This window comes from Luteibacter rhizovicinus DSM 16549 (assembly GCF_001887595.1).
GTDB lineage: Bacteria > Pseudomonadota > Gammaproteobacteria > Xanthomonadales > Rhodanobacteraceae > Luteibacter > Luteibacter rhizovicinus.
This window is the reverse complement of record NZ_CP017480.1, coordinates 2,260,001-2,275,755: the sequence shown is the minus strand read 5'-3', so window position 1 is coordinate 2,275,755 and position 15,755 is coordinate 2,260,001. Positions and strand designations below refer to the sequence as shown.

The following is a 15,755-nucleotide window of genomic DNA, read 5'->3' as shown; positions in this document are numbered from 1 at the left end:
TTACTGGTCCTCGCCGTTATCGTCGGGCGGCAACTCGCTGCTCGTCGGCGCGGCCGGCTGTGCGCCCTGCACGGAACTCGCGCTGACCGGCGCGGCCTCGGCCGGTGCATCGGACAAGGTGATCGGGCCCGGCGGCAGCGCGGTCGGGCGCGCACCGCCTTCGTCGACGACCCACTGATCGAGGATCTTTCGGGCGATCGGACCGGAATCCGCCGCGCCCCACGCACCGGCTTCGAGCACCACGGCCACGGCGATCTTCGGATCCTCGGCCGGGGTGTAGGCGATGAACAGCGCGCGATGGCGGGTCGCCAGATAGGCGGTGTTCTTGTTGGTGTCGTAGGCATCGGATTTGCGCGAGAAGCGCTCGGCCGTGCCGCTCTTGCCGGCGATGACGAACGGGAAGCCGATGCCCAGCTTCTTGCCGGTACCCGCGCCCGAGTTGATCACCGCGATCATGCCCTCGTTCACCGTGTCCCAATCCGCCGCCTTGCGGATCACCGACGGGCCGGTGGGTGGGAACGATTGCCGCACGCGCGCACTGTCCACGCCATCCTGCGTATCCATCAGCAGGTGCGGCGCATACGGTATGCCGCGACCGGCAAAAGTAGCAACGGCATGCGCCAGCTGGATCGGCGTCACCGCCCAGTAGCCCTGGCCGATACCGGAGATGATCGTCTCGCCCGGATACCAGCCCGCCTTGCTGCGTGTCGCTTTCCATTCACGCGAGGGCAGCACACCCTCGACTTCGCCGGTAAGGTCGATGCCGGTCTTCTTGCCGAAGCCCAGGCCGCCCATCCACGACGCGAGGCGGTCGATGCCCATGTCCAGGGCGAGGCGGTAGAAATACGTGTTGGTGGACAGTTCGATCGCACGGACCATGTTCACCGTGCCGTCGCCGCCGCGCTTGTCGTCGCGGTAACAGCGACTCTGCCCCGGGATGCAGAACTCGCCGGTGGAGAGCACCGTATCCGTCGGCCGGCGAATGCCCATGGTGAGCCCACCCAGCGCGAGGAATGGCTTCACCGTGGAGCCCGGCGGATACACGCCGCGCAACGCGCGGTTGTAGAGCGGTTTGTCCGGCGCCGTCATCAGGTTCTTGTAGTCGACCGAACTGATCCCGTTGACGAAAAGATTGGGGTCGAAGTCGGGAACGCTGGCGAAGGCAAGCACCTGGCCGTTGCGCGGGTCGATGGCGATAGCCGCCCCCGAACGCCCCGCCATCGCATCCAGTGCCGCCTTCTGCAGCCGCACGTCGATGCTCAGGTAAATATTCTTGCCCGGTGTCGGCGGCGTGGTGTCGAGCACCGCCTGGGTGCGTCCATCGGCGTTGACTTCGACCAGCTCGTAGCCCGGCTCGCCGTGCAGCAGTTTCTCGTACGAGCGCTCGATGCCGATGCGACCGATGTGCGTGGTGCCCTTGTAGCTAGCCTCCTCGTCATCGTCCATGCGATCCAGATCGTCCACGTCGATACGGCTCACATAGCCGATGACATGAGCCAGCGCACCACCCAGCGGATAACGCCGCGTGAGATACGGCACCACGTCCACACCCGGGAATCGCCAGCGATTCACGGCGAAGCGGCCGATCTCGTCCTCGGTGAGCTTGAGCTTGAGCGGGATGCCTTCGAAGCGCCGGCCGAGCTTCACCTGCTTCTTGAACGTGACGATGTCGTCGTCGCTGATCGGCACGACCGCGCTGAGCCGCTGCAGCATGTCGTCCATATTGGCGACCTGCTCGGGCGTCACCTCGAGGCGAAACGCGGGGACGTTGTCGGCGAGCAGCACGCCGTTGCGGTCATAGATGAGCCCGCGCGCCGGCGGGATCGACCGCGGTTTCACCCGGTTCTGCTCGGAGCGCGTCACGAACTCGTCGTGATGGAACACCTGCAGGTAGACATAGCGACTGCATACAGCGATCAGGCCGAGCAGGAGCAGGAAGAATCCGGCCAGGGCGCGCCGACGGAACAGCGCCACTTCGCCGCGGACCTCCTTGATCGAGGCGCGCCGCCGGCTCATGTGTCGTGGATGCGCAGGCGTGCGCGGAGGTCGTCGAGGATCAGGAAGACGAACGGCCACAGCGCCGCGCCCACCAGCGGCGAGATCCAGTATTCGGGTGGCGGCAGCGGATCGCCGGCGAACACGCGGATGAGCAGCAGGAGCACGCGGTCATTCAGCAGCAGACCGAGCACGGCCAGCGACTGTTGCCACATGGGGAAGAAGCGCAGCCGCGAGCGGAAGCGCAGCGCGATGAAGACCATCGCCGTAAGGCGCAGCGCCTGTTCGCCAAGCAGCACGCCGTCGAAGAGATCGGCACCGACGCCCAGGCAGAAGGCGAGGCCGAGCGTGACGCGGTCGCCCGACTGCAGGCACCAGTAGAGCAGGATCAGCGCCGGCCAGTAGGGCTTGAACGGCGTCAGCGGCCCCGGCAGCGGAATCAGCATGAGGAACAGCGACAGCAACAGCGTCGCCGCGAACCACAGCTGGCGGACACGAACCTTGTTCATGGCGTCGTCCCCGTCGATGTATTGCCCGTGGACGAGCTGGCGCGTGCGGGCACCGGCGTCGCCGTCGGTGAGGTCACCTTGGGCAGGGTCGGCGCGACGGGTACGGTCGGCGGCGCATTCGGATCCGGCGCGAGGCCGGCTGGCGGACCGGCGTTCGGCGCGAGCGGCGGCGGACCGTCCTGCTCGGCCAGATCGTGCAGCAGGAGCACATCCTCGCTGCGATCCAGATCGGCGGCCGGTTTCGCCTGCGCGGACAGGAACGTCCCCGAGGCCGTCTGCGCCACGTCGCGAATCTCACCCACCGGGAAGCCCGGCGGGAAGCGCCCGCCCAGGCCGGAGGTGACCAGCTTGTCGCCGGACTGCACATCGGCGGAGACGGGAATATTGGGCAGCACGAGCATGTCGCCCCCGCGCGAGCCATAAGCCACCGTGCGCAGGCCGGTGCGCTCGATGGTGACGGGGATCGCGTGGTTCGGATCGGTGATCAGCATGGCGACCGAGGTGGTCGGCATCACTTCGACGATCTGGCCCATCACGCCGCGTGCATCGATCACCACCTGGCCGGCCTGCACCTTGTCGCGCGCACCGACGTTGAGCACGATCCGGTGACGGAAGGTACCCAGATCCACGCCGATGAGGCGCGCGAGCTGCACGTTGAGCGAGAGGCTGTGCTGGGTGTCCAGCAGTTCCTTGAGCCGCTGGTTCTGCTCGGCCACCGAGGCCATGCGGTTGAGCTTGGCATTGGCCAGGAGCAGGTCTTCCCGCAGGCGCTGGTTGGCCTCGGTCAGGCGCTGGCGATCGGCGAACGCCACCGTCGCCGCCTGGAAACCTTGCGACGGCAGACCGGCGATCCGGTAGATCGGTTCGACCACGATGGACAGCCCGTAACGGACGTTACCGAGCCAGCCGCCGCGGTGATCGAGCACCATGAGCACACAGGCGAGCGCGAGATAGACGATCAACCGCAGGGTCCCCGCCACACCGGGCGCGAACAGCGGCGACTGATCGTCGCGATTGAGGGCCATGGCTCAGCGCGTTCCGGCCAGCGCGCCGTCGCGCGCGGCCATCATTCGAACGCGAAGAAGTCGCTGCCGTGCTGGTCGATCATCTCCAGCGCCTTGCCGCCGCCACGGGCGACGCAGGTGAGCGGGTCATCGGCCACCTGCACGTGCAGGCCGGTTTCCTCGGAGATGAGACGATCCAGATCGCGCAGCAACGCGCCGCCACCGGTGAGTACGATGCCGCGCTCGGCCACGTCGGAGCAGAGCTCCGGCGGGGTCTGCTCCAGCGCGGCCTTGACCGCTGCCACGATGCCCGAGAGCGGCTCGTGGAGGGCTTCCAGCACTTCGTTGGAGTTGATCGTGAACATGCGCGGCACGCCCTCGGCGAGGTTACGGCCGGAGATTTCCATCTCGCGGACTTCGCTCTGCGGGAAGGCACAGCCGACTTCGAGCTTGATCCGCTCGGCGGTGGACTCGCCGATCAGGGTGCCGTGGTTGCGGCGCACGTAGTTGATGATGGCTTCGTCGAAGCGATCGCCACCGACGCGGACCGACTGCGAGTAGACGATGCCGTTCAGCGAGATGACCGCGACTTCGGAGGTACCGCCACCGATATCCAGGACCATCGAGCCGCGGGCCTCATGCACCGGAATACCGGCGCCGATGGCCGCTGCCATGGGTTCCTCGATCAGGAAGACGTCGCGGGCGCCTGCACCCTCGGCCGATTCCTTGATCGCGCGGCGCTCCACCTGGGTCGAGCCGCAGGGCACGCAGACCAGCACGCGCGGGCTCGGACGGAGCATGCGCGAACGGTGCACCTGCTTGATGAAATGCTGGAGCATCGCTTCGGTCATGGTGAAGTCGGCGATGACGCCGTCCTTCATCGGACGGACCGTGGCGATATTGCCCGGCGTACGGCCGAGCATGCGCTTGGCGTCGCCACCGACGGCGGCAACGGTTCGCGGACCGCCCGGGCCCCGATCCTGGCGGATCGCGACGACCGACGGTTCGTTGAGGACGATTCCCTGGCCGCGCACATAAATGAGCGTGTTGGCCGTGCCGAGATCGATGGAAATGTCGTTCGAAAAGAGACCGCGGAACTTCTTAAACATGATGCGGCGGACGCCAGTAGCAAGAAAAAGTTAGCGTGCGAGTCTAGATTGGCCTACTCCCCCACGCAAGGGCGAAGAAGTTAAGAAAGCCTTGTAAGTCCGGGTGATGCGTGGGGATTCTCTCGCGATTACGTAATTCTGTACGACTCCGGGAGTCGCCTCGGCGCGCGATTTTGGGTACGATCCGTCGGTTTGCCGGACCCGTCGCGTTCGGCACCCGCTGCGGCCGGATCGACGGTCGCGCCATTCATTCTTCCAGGGTCACCTACGCCATGACTGCCGTTATCTGCGGATCGCTCGCCTACGACACCATCATGGTGTTCCAGGACCAGTTCAAGAACCACATCATTCCGGACCAGGTCCATATCCTGAATGTGTCGTTCCTGGTGCCTGCCATGCGTCGCGAATTCGGCGGCTGCGCCGGCAACATCGCCTACAACCTGAAGCTGCTCGGCGGTTCGCCGATGCCGGTCGCCACCGTCGGCCAGGACTTTGCGCCGTACCGCGCGCACCTGGAAAAGTTCGACATCCGTCTGGACGGCGTGCGCCAGTTCGACGACCAGTTCACCCCGCAGTGCTTCATCACCACCGACCTGGACAACAACCAGATCACCGCCTTCCATCCGGGTGCGATGTCCAGCGCGCACGAGAACCACGTGCGTGACATCCCGGACTACTCGTTCGGCATCGTCGCACCGGATGGTCGCGAAGCGATGTTGCAGCACGTGGAAGAGTTCGCCGCGCGCGGCGTGCCTTTCATCTTCGATCCGGGCCAGGCGATGCCGCTGTTCAACGGCGACGAGTTCCGCTCGATGATCGAGAAGTCCACGTACGTCATCGTCAACGACTACGAGTCGCAGCTGCTGCAGCAGCGCACGGGCTGGAGCGCGGACGAGATCGCATCCAAGGTCACCGCCTACATCATCACGCAGGGTCCGCGCGGCTCGCTGATCCACGTTGGCGGCGAGATCATCACGGTGCAGCCGGCACGCGAGCGCAAGGTTGTCGATCCGACCGGCTGCGGCGACGCGTACCGCGCCGGCCTCATCTTCGGCATCATGAAGAACTACGACTGGAAGACCATCGGCAACATGGCCTCGCTCATGGGCGCGCTGAAGGTCGAACATCCGGGCACGCAGAACCAGTACTTCACGTACGAGCAGTTCGCCACGGAGTTCAAGGACCAGTTCGGTTACGACCTGCCCTGATCGCTTCGGTAGGAGCCGATTCATCGGCGAAAGGCCTAAAAAAAGGGGCGACGCAGTGAATGCGCCGCCCTTTTTTTGTGCCCTGTGTAAGAGCCTTTGCGCTCTGTGTGGGAGCCGCTTCAGCGGCGATCCCGCGGTAGCGGGCAATCTCGCCACGAGCACCCAATCGCCGATGAATCGGCTCCCACAAAGTGCACACACCGCACCATCACTTACGCGGTTTGAAACCCATCGTCGCGTTGACCGCCTGCTGCCAACCTTCGTACAGGTCGTCGCGCGTTTCCTTCGTCATCGACGGCTTGAAGTCGCGATCGACTGCCCAGCGCTTGGTGATATCGCTCTGGTCCTTCCAGAATCCGACCGCAAGACCGGCGAGGTACGCCGCACCCTGTGCCGTGGTTTCCTGGATTTTCGGACGCAGCAGGTTCACGCCGAGGATGTCCGCCTGGAACTGCGCCATGAAGTCGTTGGCGATCGCACCACCATCGGCACGCAGTTCCTTCAGCTGGATGCCGGAGTCGATCTGCATCGCTTCCAGCACGTCACGCGTCTGGTAGGCCATCGACTCGAGCGCGGCGCGAATGAACTGCTCCTTCGTCGTGCCGCGTGACAGACCGAACACGGCACCACGCACATCGCTTCGCCAGTACGGTGCACCGAGCCCGACGAAGGCCGGCACGAAATAGACACCGTCGTTGTCCTTCGCGCGCTCCGCATACGACTGCGAGTCCGACGCCTTGCCCAGCATGCGCAAGCCATCGCGCAACCACTGAATGACCGAACCAGCGACGAAGATGCTGCCTTCCAGCGCGTACTCGACCTTGCCGTTGAGACCCCACGCGATCGTGGTGAGCAGGCCGTTCTTCGAACGCACGGCCTTCTCGCCGGTGTTCATCAGCATGAAGCAGCCGGTGCCGTAGGTGTTCTTCGCCAGGCCCGGCTCGAAGCAGGCCTGTCCGAACAACGCCGCCTGCTGGTCGCCCGCGATACCGGCGATCGGCACTTCGCGGCCGAAGAAATGCTTCGCCAGCGTATTGCCGTAGACCTCGCTAGACGACTTCACTTCGGGCAGCATCGCACGCGGCACGTTGAGCATCTTGAGCAGCTCGTCGTCCCATTCGCGCTTGAAGATGTCGTACATCAGCGTGCGCGAGGCGTTGGTGTAATCGGTAACGTGCACCTTGCCGCCGGTGAGGTTCCAGATGACCCAGGTGTCGATCGTGCCGAAGAGCAGTTCGCCCTTCTCTGCCCGCTCCTGCGCGCCTTCGACGTGATCGAGGATCCAGCGCACCTTGGTGCCGGCAAAGTACGCGTCGATCAGCAGGCCGGTCTTCTCGCGGACCATCGGGTCGAAGCCATCGGCCTTGAGCTTGTCGCAGATGTCGGCCGTCTGCCGCGACTGCCACACGATGGCGTTGTAGATCGGCTGGCCGGTGCTCTTCTCCCAGACCACCGCGGTTTCGCGCTGGTTCGTGATGCCGATACCTTCGATGGCGCTGGCGTCGATGCCCGAGCTGCTGATGACCTCGGTCATCGTCGACAGGACGCTGGTCATGATCTCGCGCGGGTTGTGTTCGACCCAGCCCGGCTGCGGGAAGATCTGCGGAAACTCGCGCTGGGCCGTGCCGGCGATGTTGCCGTCATGGTCGAAGAGCATGGCGCGCGAGCTGGTGGTTCCCTGGTCGATCGCCAGGATGTAGCGCTTGTCCTTGGACGTTTCCATTGCTGGCCTCACCGAGTCGTCTGGTTGGAAGAGTTGCGACCGGCCGCCTGGCGCGCTTCTTCAAGCGCACGCTGGCGTGCCGGCAGGAAGGGATGCACGAGCAGCTGGTAAGCGCCGCCGCCGACGACACCACCGATCAGCGGGCCGACGATCGGCACCCACCAGTAGTTGTCGGGTGATGGCAGGGCGGACGAGCCCCAGCCGGCGAAGAACGCGAACAGACGGGGACCGAAGTCGCGCGCCGGGTTGATCGCCCATGCTTCGAGGTAACCCATCGAGGCACCGATGGTGGCCACCAGCAGGCCGATGATCAGCGCGCCGCTGTTGGCGCCCGGGGCGGTCTCGTTGTACTGCTCGGTGATGGCGAAGATGCCGAACAGCAGGAAGGCGGTCAGGATGACCTGGTCGAGCAAGGCGTGCATCGGCGTGATGGCCAGCCCCGGATGCGTGAAGAACACGCCGGCCGCACCGCCGGCTTCGCGGGTCAGGTTGTGCGTTTCGTTGAAATGGTCGATGACCGGTCCGAACAGGACGTAGACGATGGCCGCGCCCAGGAAGGCGCCAATGACCTGGGCGATCCAGTACGGGACCACTTTCTTCCACGAGAAATCGCGGAAGATCGCCAGGGCCAGGGTCACCGCCGGGTTCGCATGCGTACCCGACACCGAGGCGGTCGCGTAGATCGCAATGGTGACCGCGAGGCCCCACGCGATACAGACGCCCCAATACGCATTGAGGTAGGGACTAGGGTCGTAGAGCACGTACATGCACGCTACGGAATCGCCGAACGCAATGATGATGAACATCGCGAGGGCTTCGGAAATCAGCTCGCCTATCTGTTGTCGCATGATCCGTCTCTCCATCGGGTTTCATGGCTGGGAAGCGCCGGCAGGCGCTACGGGTGGGTGGCAGCCCCCTGGGGGACACGCCGGTTCAGGTACTCGGTGAGGCGACGCACATCGTCGGGGCCGACACGCAGCCCGATCTTGCTCCGGCGCCACAGGATGTCCTCGGCTTCGGTCGCCCATTCGTGGCGGACCAGGTAATCCACCTCCGCCTGGTACAGATCCGAGCCGAAATGCTCGCCCAGCGCGGCAAGGCCATTGGCCTCGCCCAGCAGGTCGCGGGCGCGCGTGCCGTACATGTGCGTGAGCCGCCAGGCAAAGGTCTCCGGCAGCCACGGACGCGAAGAGCGGATGTCGTCGGTGAGCGCGTCGATATCGCGCTCACCACCACCGGGCAGCGGACGTGCGTCGGCTGTCCACGCGGGTTTGTCGTTGCCCAGCAGCGGCGCGAGCTTGTCGACGGCCTCTTCGGAGAGCTTGCGGAAGGTGGTTAGCTTGCCGCCGAACACGTTGAGCAGGGGCGCACCATCCGTATCGATATCGAGCAGGTAATCGCGCGTGACTTCCGAGGCGCTGCCGGATTCGTCCTGCAGCAGCGGACGCACGCCGCTATAGCTCCACACGACATCGGCGGGCGTGAGCTGCTTCTTGAAGTAGCGGTTCACCGCCTCGCACAGGTACTGGGTCTCCTCCGCTTCGATCACCGGGTGCGAGGGATCCGCTTTGTATTCGATGTCCGTCGTACCGATCAGCGTGAAGTCGCGCTCATACGGAATGGCGAAGACGATGCGGCGATCCGGCTGCTGGAAGATGTACGCGTAACGATGATCGAAGATCTTCGGCACCACGATGTGGCTGCCCTTGATCAGGCGCAGCGTGTGCGAATGCTTCAGGTGGACCACGTCGTCGAGGAAGCTCGCCGCCCAGGGGCCGGCGGCATTGACCAGCGCGCGCGCCTTGACGAAGTGACGGCTGCCGTCGCGTGCCTCGAGCTCGGCCGTCCAGCCATCCGCATCACGCCGCGCGCTGATGCACTTGGTGTGCGTCTCGATCTTCGCGCCACGGTGCACGGCATCCATCGCGTTGAGCACGACCAGGCGGGCATCCTGCACCCAGGCATCGGAGTAGACGAAGCCCTGGTGGAATTCGCTGCGCAGCGGCTCGCCGGTAACGTGCTTGGCAAAACGCACGCGGCGCGACCCGGGCAGCGTCCGCCGGCCGCGACCCAGATGGTCATAAAGAAAGAGCCCGATGCGGATCATCCACGCCGGGCGCAGGTGCGGCTGGTGCGGAAGAATGAAGCGCAGCGGCCAGATGATGTGCGGTGCGGCCCTGAGCAGGACCTCGCGCTCGGCCAACGCCTTGCCGACAAGGGCGAACTCGAACTGCTCCAGATAGCGCAGCCCGCCGTGGATCAGCTTGGTCGCCGCGCTCGAGGTATGCGAAGCCAGGTCGTCACGCTCGCACAGCCACACCGACAGTCCGCGCCCTACCGCATCACGCGCGATTCCGACGCCATTGACGCCACCACCGACCACCAGAACATCGACCTGCTCGACCATCGCGCACTCCGCTTGGCTGGAGGCACCGCTTTACTGAGAGGGGAATCGCCTTGTTCGGCTATGTTCGTTTTTCTTTACGTAGCGCCCGAAGGGCACGAAAAACGAACATTTCACACGGTCAGCAAGCGGGGCCTGCGTTAATAGTGAGCATATTCGAACATAAACGAACATGGCACGCTGCACTGCAACGCGACATTTGTTTGAAACAGCGAGCGCCGAGCAGGGTGAGTATGGGCGCCGCGCCGTCGAGCGACCAGTTAATCCACTGGATCTACTGACTATTCGCACAAGGGGCTCACCGAACGCTCCCGACACCTGTCCCTGCCAGCCCACACTTCGTCCCCGAAAGACGTCGGTTGGCCCCCTTCATCTGGCCCCGAAGGCGGGGACCAGCAAGGATCGTTAGTCAACGACTCCTGGGAACGCCAACGTGTCCAACCGCGACCTGCCCAAGCCGGCAACGACCGCTCCTCGTCCACAAGGCGGCATCGTGCCGCTGCTCGTCATCGCCGGGCTTTTTGGCCTGGCGCACGTGCTGACCAATGGGCAATACGGCTTTCATCGCGATGAGCTCCAGTTCCTGAGCGACGCCCAGCATCTGGATTGGGGCTTCGTACCTTACCCACCGCTCACGTCGGCGCTCGTGCTTCTGGGACTGAAAACGTTTGGGCTCTCGTTGATGGGGCTGCGCTTGTTCTCGGTCGTGGCGCAGAGCGCGGTGATCCTGATCAGCGGACTCATGGCGCGTGACCTGGGTGGCAGCCGCCAGGCCCAGGCCTTTGCGACGATCGCCGTCGGGCTGTCGCCTGCGCCCATGAGCAATGCCACCATGTTCCAGTACTCGTCGTTCGACATGCTCTGGTGGGTGTTGATCGCGTGGAGTGTCATTCGGCTGCTCCGCGACGACAATCCTCGCTGGTGGGTGGCGATCGGCCTGTTCGCCGGCCTGGGGTTGCAGACCAAGTACTCGATAGCATTCGAGCTGACAGGCGTCGTCATCGGGCTACTGCTGACCGATGCGCGGCGATACCTCGCTGGGCGATGGCTCTGGGTGGGCGTGGGTGTGGCGCTCCTCGTGTTTGCTCCCAACCTCATCTGGCTCGCCCGGCACGACTTCATTTCCTACCGCTTCCTGGAGAGCATCCACGCCCGCGACGTCAACGAAGGTCGCGCGGAAGGTTTTCTGCGAGACCAGTTTCTGATCAATGCCAACCTGTTTGCCGCGCCGGTCTGGATCGCGGGCTTGTGGGGATACTTCCGCACGCCCCGCTACCGCATGCTGGCCTGGATGTACGTCACCCCGTTGCTGCTGTTCATGCTTCTAAGAGGCCGCTTCTACTACGTCAGCGCCGCTTACCCGATGCTGCTGGCAATGGGCTCCGTGCTTGGCGAGCGCTGGCTGCGCACCCTGCATCAGGCGTGGCGGACAACGATAGCCGTGCTGATCTTCAGCGGCGTGGCGGCTATCGGCATCTACGCAGCGATGATCATCATGCCGGTCACCACCAACGGCCCGTTGCGCGACTTTGCACTGAAGCGGAACTACGACCTGCGCGAGAAAGTTGGCTGGAACGAAATGGTGGCGCGCGTGGCAGACATCAGGGACGCCCTGCCCGCCGAGCGGCAGGTCAACCTGGGCATTGTCGTGGGCAACTACGGCGAACAGGGCGCCATTGCTTTGCTCGGGAAGGCTTACGGCCTGCCTGCACCGATCACCGCGGTCAATTCCGGATGGCTGCGCGGCTATCCGCAGACTCCGCCGCAGACGGTCATCGTGCTGGGGAGTTCACGCGAGCGCGCGGATGAGCTCTTCGTCGATTGCCGCCTCGCCGGTCACTCGGACAATGCATGGGGCGTCGTCAACGAAGAGAGCCGTGATCACCCGGACATCTTCGTTTGCGGGCCCGCGCGCAAGCCGTGGAGTGAGCTCTGGCCTCATGAGCCCGAATTCGGTTAGTGCGCGAGCGGGGCCTCAGCTCGCCACGTGCAGCTGAGTCCCCGCCGCCTCGAGCACCGGCAGCAGCGGCTCCGGCGGCGTCTTGTCGGTAAACCAGGCATCGACCCGCGAGAAATCGCCGAGTCGGACCATCGCGTTGCGCCCGATCTTCGTATGGTCCGCGCCCAGATACACCTGGCGCGAGTGCTCGATGATCGCCTGAGCGACGCGCACTTCGTGGAAGTCGAAATCCAACAGCGTTCCATCCAGCTCGATGCCGGAGATACCGATGATCCCGTAGTCGACCTTGAACTGGCGAATAAGCTCGATCGTCGCCTCGCCCGTGACACCGCGGTCGCGACCACGCACCACGCCGCCGGCAACGATCACCTCGAACGTCGGGTTGTCGCTGAGCAGGAGCGCGATATTGAGATTGTTGGTGATGACACGCAGGTCGCGATGATCGAGCAAGGCGCGGCCGACGCCTTCGTTGGTGGTGCCCAGGTTGATGAAGAGCGAGGAGCCATCCGGGATCTGTTTTGCGATCGACGCCGCGATACGGTTCTTCTCCGCGGCCTGCAGCGTCTGGCGCGCCGCGTAGGCAACGTTCTCGACACTCGACGAGGGACTTACCCCGCCGTGGTAGCGACGAATAAGGCCGCTGTCGGAGAGCAGGTTGAGGTCGCGGCGGATGGTCTGCGGGGCGACGTCGAAATGACTGGCCAACTCGTCCACACCAACGAAACCTTCGCGCTGCACGATCGCGATGAGTTCTTCCTGCCGGCGGTTCAATCGTGGATCCATCGTTATCCCGTTACTCCGTGACACAGCGACATGATGCCGGGTCGCAGCGAGAGTGTCATGCGGCGGTTGCGTTGAGCCTGGGTTGCAGCCCTGCTCCTGTGGGAGCCGATTCATCGGCGATAACCCGGATATCGCGAGCTTGCCCGCTGCCGCGGGATCGCCGATAAATCGGCTCCCACAGGGGTTTCGGGTAAAAAGCAGACAAAGAAAAACCCGCCTTCTTTCGAAGACGGGTTGTTCCGGTATAAGGCCCCTGGCGGTGACCTGTTGCGGGTCTTGCGCTGCGCGCAGACAAAGAAAAACCCGCCTTCTTTCGAAGACGGGTTGTTCCGGTATAAGGCCCCTGGCGGTGACCTACTCTTGCATGGCTTGAGCCACACTACCATCGGCGCATGCGCGTTTCACTTCTGAGTTCGGGATGGGATCAGGTGGTACCACGCCGCTATGGCCGCCAGGGAAGGGGTGGGAGCAGCGCTTTTTGAGCGCCGGCTCCACAGAGGGTGTAAACGAGTGACAAGCGTCCGGATTCGGAAGCGAGTAGAGAGAGTTAAGACGGTGAAGCGTCTTGGGGTTATATGGTCAAGCCTCACGGCTCATTAGTACACGTAAGCTCAATGCATTGCTGCACTTCCACACCGTGCCTATCAACCACCTAGTCTTGATGGTGCCTTTAGGAGAGTCAAGCTCTCGGGAGATCTCATCTTGGGGCGTGCTTCCCGCTTAGATGCTTTCAGCGGTTATCACTTCCGTTCGTAGCTACCGGGCAATGCCATGGGCATGACAACCCGAACACCAGCGGAACGTCCACTCCGGTCCTCTCGTACTAGGAGCAGCCCCCTCAAATCTCCAACGCCCACGACAGATAGGGACCGAACTGTCTCACGACGTTCTGAACCCAGCTCGCGTACCACTTTAAATGGCGAACAGCCATACCCTTGGGACCGGCTACAGCCCCAGGATGTGATGAGCCGACATCGAGGTGCCAAACACCGCCGTCGATATGAACTCTTGGGCGGTATCAGCCTGTTATCCCCGGAGTACCTTTTATCCGTTGAGCGATGGCCCTTCCATACAGAACCACCGGATCACTAAGACCTACTTTCGTACCTGCTTGATCCGTCGATCTCGCAGTCAAGCACGCTTATGCCTTTGCACACAGTGCGCGATGTCCGACCGCGCTGAGCGTACCTTCGTGCTCCTCCGTTACTCTTTGGGAGGAGACCGCCCCAGTCAAACTACCCACCATACACGGTCCCCGATCCGGATTACGGACCTAGGTTAGAACGTCAAGCACTTCAGGGTGGTATTTCAAGGATGGCTCCACCAGAACTAGCGTCCTGGTTTCATAGCCTCCCACCTATCCTACACAGAAGAACTCAACGTTCAGTGTAAAGCTATAGTAAAGGTTCACGGGGTCTTTCCGTCTTGCCGCGGGAACGCTGCATCTTCACAGCGATTTCAATTTCACTGAGTCTCGGGTGGAGACAGCGCCGCTGTCGTTACGCCATTCGTGCAGGTCGGAACTTACCCGACAAGGAATTTCGCTACCTTAGGACCGTTATAGTTACGGCCGCCGTTTACTGGGGCTTCGATCAAGAGCTTCGCCTTGCGGCTGACCCCATCAATTAACCTTCCAGCACCGGGCAGGCGTCACACCCTATACGTCCACTTTCGTGTTTGCAGAGTGCTGTGTTTTTGATAAACAGTCGCAGCGGCCAGGTTACTGCGACCCCTCGATGCTCAGTCACGCACGTGACCACACCAAGAGGCGCACCTTCTCCCGAAGTTACGGTGCCATTTTGCCTAGTTCCTTCACCCGAGTTCTCTCAAGCGCCTTGGGATTCTCACCCTGCCTACCTGTGTCGGTTTGCGGTACGGTTTTTCTACAGCTGAAGCTTAGTGGCTTTTCCTGGAAGCGTGGTGTCAGTCACTTCGTCCCAAAGGACTCGTCTCGGTGCTCGGCATAAAGATTCCCGGATTTGCCTAAGAATCATGCCTACCGCCTTTCCCCAGGACAACCAACGCCTGGTAGACCTAACCTTCTCCGTCCCCACATCGCACTGTAGAAAAGTGCAGGAATATTAACCTGCTTCCCATCGACTACGCATTTCTGCCTCGCCTTAGGGGCCGACTCACCCTGCGCCGATGAACGTTGCGCGAGGAAACCTTGGGCTTTCGGCGGGGAGGCTTTTCACCCCCCTTATCGTTACTCATGTCAGCATTCGCACTTCCGATACCTCCAGCAGACTTTACAATCCACCTTCACAGGCCTACGGAACGCTCCTCTACCGCGTACAGATCAAAATCTGTACACCCCGAGCTTCGGTGCATAGCTTAGCCCCGTTAAATCTTCCGCGCAGACCGACTCGACCAGTGAGCTATTACGCTTTCTTTAAAGGGTGGCTGCTTCTAAGCCAACCTCCTGGCTGTCTATGCCTTTCCACATCGTTTTCCACTTAGCTATGACTTTGGGACCTTAGCTGCGGGTCTGGGTTGTTTCCCTTTTCACGACGGACGTTAGCACCCGCCGTGTGTCTCCCGTGTATCACGTGTTGGTATTCGGAGTTTGCCATGGTTTGGTAAGTCTCAATGACCCCCTAGCCATAACAGTGCTCTACCCCCAACAGTGTTCGCACGAGGCGCTACCTAAATAGCTTTCGAGGAGAACCAGCTATCTCCGAGTTTGTTTAGCCTTTCACTCCGATCCTCAACTCATCCCCATCTATTGCAACAGATGTGGGTTCGGTCCTCCAGTGCGTGTTACCGCACCTTCAACCTGGTCAAGGATAGATCACTCGGTTTCGGGTCTACTGCCAGAGACTATTCGCCCTATTCAGACTCGGTTTCCCTTCGCCTCCCCTATACGGTTAAGCTTGCCACTGACAGTAAGTCGCTGACCCATTATACAAAAGGTACGCAGTCACCCTTGCGGGCTTCCACTGCTTGTACGTATACGGTTTCAGGGTCTATTTCACTCCCCTCTCCGGGGTTCTTTTCGCCTTTCCCTCACGGTACTAGTTCGCTATCGGTCAGTCAGGAGTATTTAGCCTTGGAGGATGG

Annotated in this window: 10 protein-coding genes and 2 rRNA genes (1 of these 12 cut by a window edge); 2 read left to right on the top strand and 10 right to left on the bottom strand. The window is 62.7% G+C overall.

The window, feature by feature from the left end:
• From mrdA to BJI69_RS10185, 4 genes are read right to left on the bottom strand one after another with little or no spacing between them, the layout of a single operon-like run.
• Nucleotides 1-2,016: a penicillin-binding protein 2 gene (mrdA, locus tag BJI69_RS10200; RefSeq protein WP_046967879.1), complete on the bottom strand. Its 2,016-nt coding sequence runs from the start codon at nt 2,014-2,016 to the stop codon at nt 1-3.
• A complete protein-coding gene (gene mreD / locus BJI69_RS10195; protein WP_046967878.1) occupies nt 2,013-2,504 on the bottom strand; it encodes a rod shape-determining protein MreD in 492 nt (163 codons plus the stop codon). The genes mrdA and mreD overlap by 4 nt, the downstream gene beginning before the upstream one ends.
• Nucleotides 2,501-3,529, bottom strand: a complete 1,029-nt coding sequence (gene mreC, locus BJI69_RS10190; protein ID WP_071924920.1) for a rod shape-determining protein MreC — start codon at nt 3,527-3,529, stop codon at nt 2,501-2,503. Before mreC ends, mreD begins: the two co-directional genes overlap by 4 nt.
• A 41-nt stretch (nt 3,530-3,570) precedes the next feature.
• Complete coding sequence (locus BJI69_RS10185) at nt 3,571-4,617, bottom strand: rod shape-determining protein (RefSeq protein ID WP_036139600.1); 1,047 nt, start codon at nt 4,615-4,617, stop codon at nt 3,571-3,573.
• Between the two features lie 272 nt (nt 4,618-4,889).
• Between BJI69_RS10185 and BJI69_RS10180 the strand changes: the two genes are divergently transcribed.
• Nucleotides 4,890-5,825, top strand: coding sequence for a carbohydrate kinase family protein (locus BJI69_RS10180; RefSeq protein WP_046967911.1), 936 nt, complete (start codon nt 4,890-4,892; stop codon nt 5,823-5,825).
• 208 nt (nt 5,826-6,033) lie between these two features.
• Here the strand turns inward: BJI69_RS10180 and glpK are convergent, their stop codons facing one another.
• From glpK to glpD, 3 genes are read right to left on the bottom strand one after another with little or no spacing between them, the layout of a single operon-like run.
• Nucleotides 6,034-7,548, bottom strand: coding sequence for a glycerol kinase GlpK (glpK, locus tag BJI69_RS10175; RefSeq protein ID WP_046967877.1), 1,515 nt, complete (start codon nt 7,546-7,548; stop codon nt 6,034-6,036).
• An 8-nt stretch (nt 7,549-7,556) separates the two neighbouring features.
• Complete coding sequence (locus tag BJI69_RS10170) at nt 7,557-8,399, bottom strand: MIP/aquaporin family protein (RefSeq protein ID WP_046967910.1); 843 nt, start codon at nt 8,397-8,399, stop codon at nt 7,557-7,559.
• Between the two features lie 44 nt (nt 8,400-8,443).
• A complete protein-coding gene (gene glpD / locus BJI69_RS10165) occupies nt 8,444-9,955 on the bottom strand; it encodes a glycerol-3-phosphate dehydrogenase (RefSeq protein ID WP_046967876.1) in 1,512 nt (503 codons plus the stop codon).
• A gap of 430 nt (nt 9,956-10,385) precedes the next feature.
• On the opposite strand from glpD, the gene BJI69_RS10160 reads away from it, so the two are divergent.
• Nucleotides 10,386-11,912: a glycosyltransferase family 39 protein gene (locus BJI69_RS10160; protein WP_046967875.1), complete on the top strand. Its 1,527-nt coding sequence runs from the start codon at nt 10,386-10,388 to the stop codon at nt 11,910-11,912.
• Between the two features lie 15 nt (nt 11,913-11,927).
• Here the strand turns inward: BJI69_RS10160 and BJI69_RS10155 are convergent, their stop codons facing one another.
• The 3 genes from BJI69_RS10155 to BJI69_RS10145 all read right to left on the bottom strand — a co-directional run.
• Nucleotides 11,928-12,695, bottom strand: coding sequence for a DeoR family transcriptional regulator (locus BJI69_RS10155; protein WP_046967874.1), 768 nt, complete (start codon nt 12,693-12,695; stop codon nt 11,928-11,930).
• 341 nt (nt 12,696-13,036) lie between these two features.
• Nucleotides 13,037-13,151: ribosomal RNA gene (gene rrf, locus BJI69_RS10150) — 5S ribosomal RNA — on the bottom strand.
• A gap of 119 nt (nt 13,152-13,270) precedes the next feature.
• Nucleotides 13,271-15,755 (bottom strand): 23S ribosomal RNA (locus BJI69_RS10145); it runs 398 nt beyond the window's last position.

Excerpts from the sequence above, each read along its gene's own strand:
- mrdA (WP_046967879.1), bottom strand. The coding sequence starts at position 2,016 with ATGAGCCGGCGGCGCGCCTCGATCAAGGAGGTCCGCGGCGAAGTGGCG.
- mreD (WP_046967878.1), bottom strand. The coding sequence starts at position 2,504 with ATGAACAAGGTTCGTGTCCGCCAGCTGTGGTTCGCGGCGACGCTGTTG.
- mreC (WP_071924920.1), bottom strand. The coding sequence starts at position 3,529 with ATGGCCCTCAATCGCGACGATCAGTCGCCGCTGTTCGCGCCCGGTGTG.
- BJI69_RS10185 (WP_036139600.1), bottom strand. The coding sequence starts at position 4,617 with ATGTTTAAGAAGTTCCGCGGTCTCTTTTCGAACGACATTTCCATCGAT.
- BJI69_RS10180 (WP_046967911.1), top strand. The coding sequence starts at position 4,890 with ATGACTGCCGTTATCTGCGGATCGCTCGCCTACGACACCATCATGGTG.
- glpK (WP_046967877.1), bottom strand. The coding sequence starts at position 7,548 with ATGGAAACGTCCAAGGACAAGCGCTACATCCTGGCGATCGACCAGGGA.
- glpD (WP_046967876.1), bottom strand. The coding sequence starts at position 9,955 with ATGGTCGAGCAGGTCGATGTTCTGGTGGTCGGTGGTGGCGTCAATGGC.
- BJI69_RS10155 (WP_046967874.1), bottom strand. The coding sequence starts at position 12,695 with ATGGATCCACGATTGAACCGCCGGCAGGAAGAACTCATCGCGATCGTG.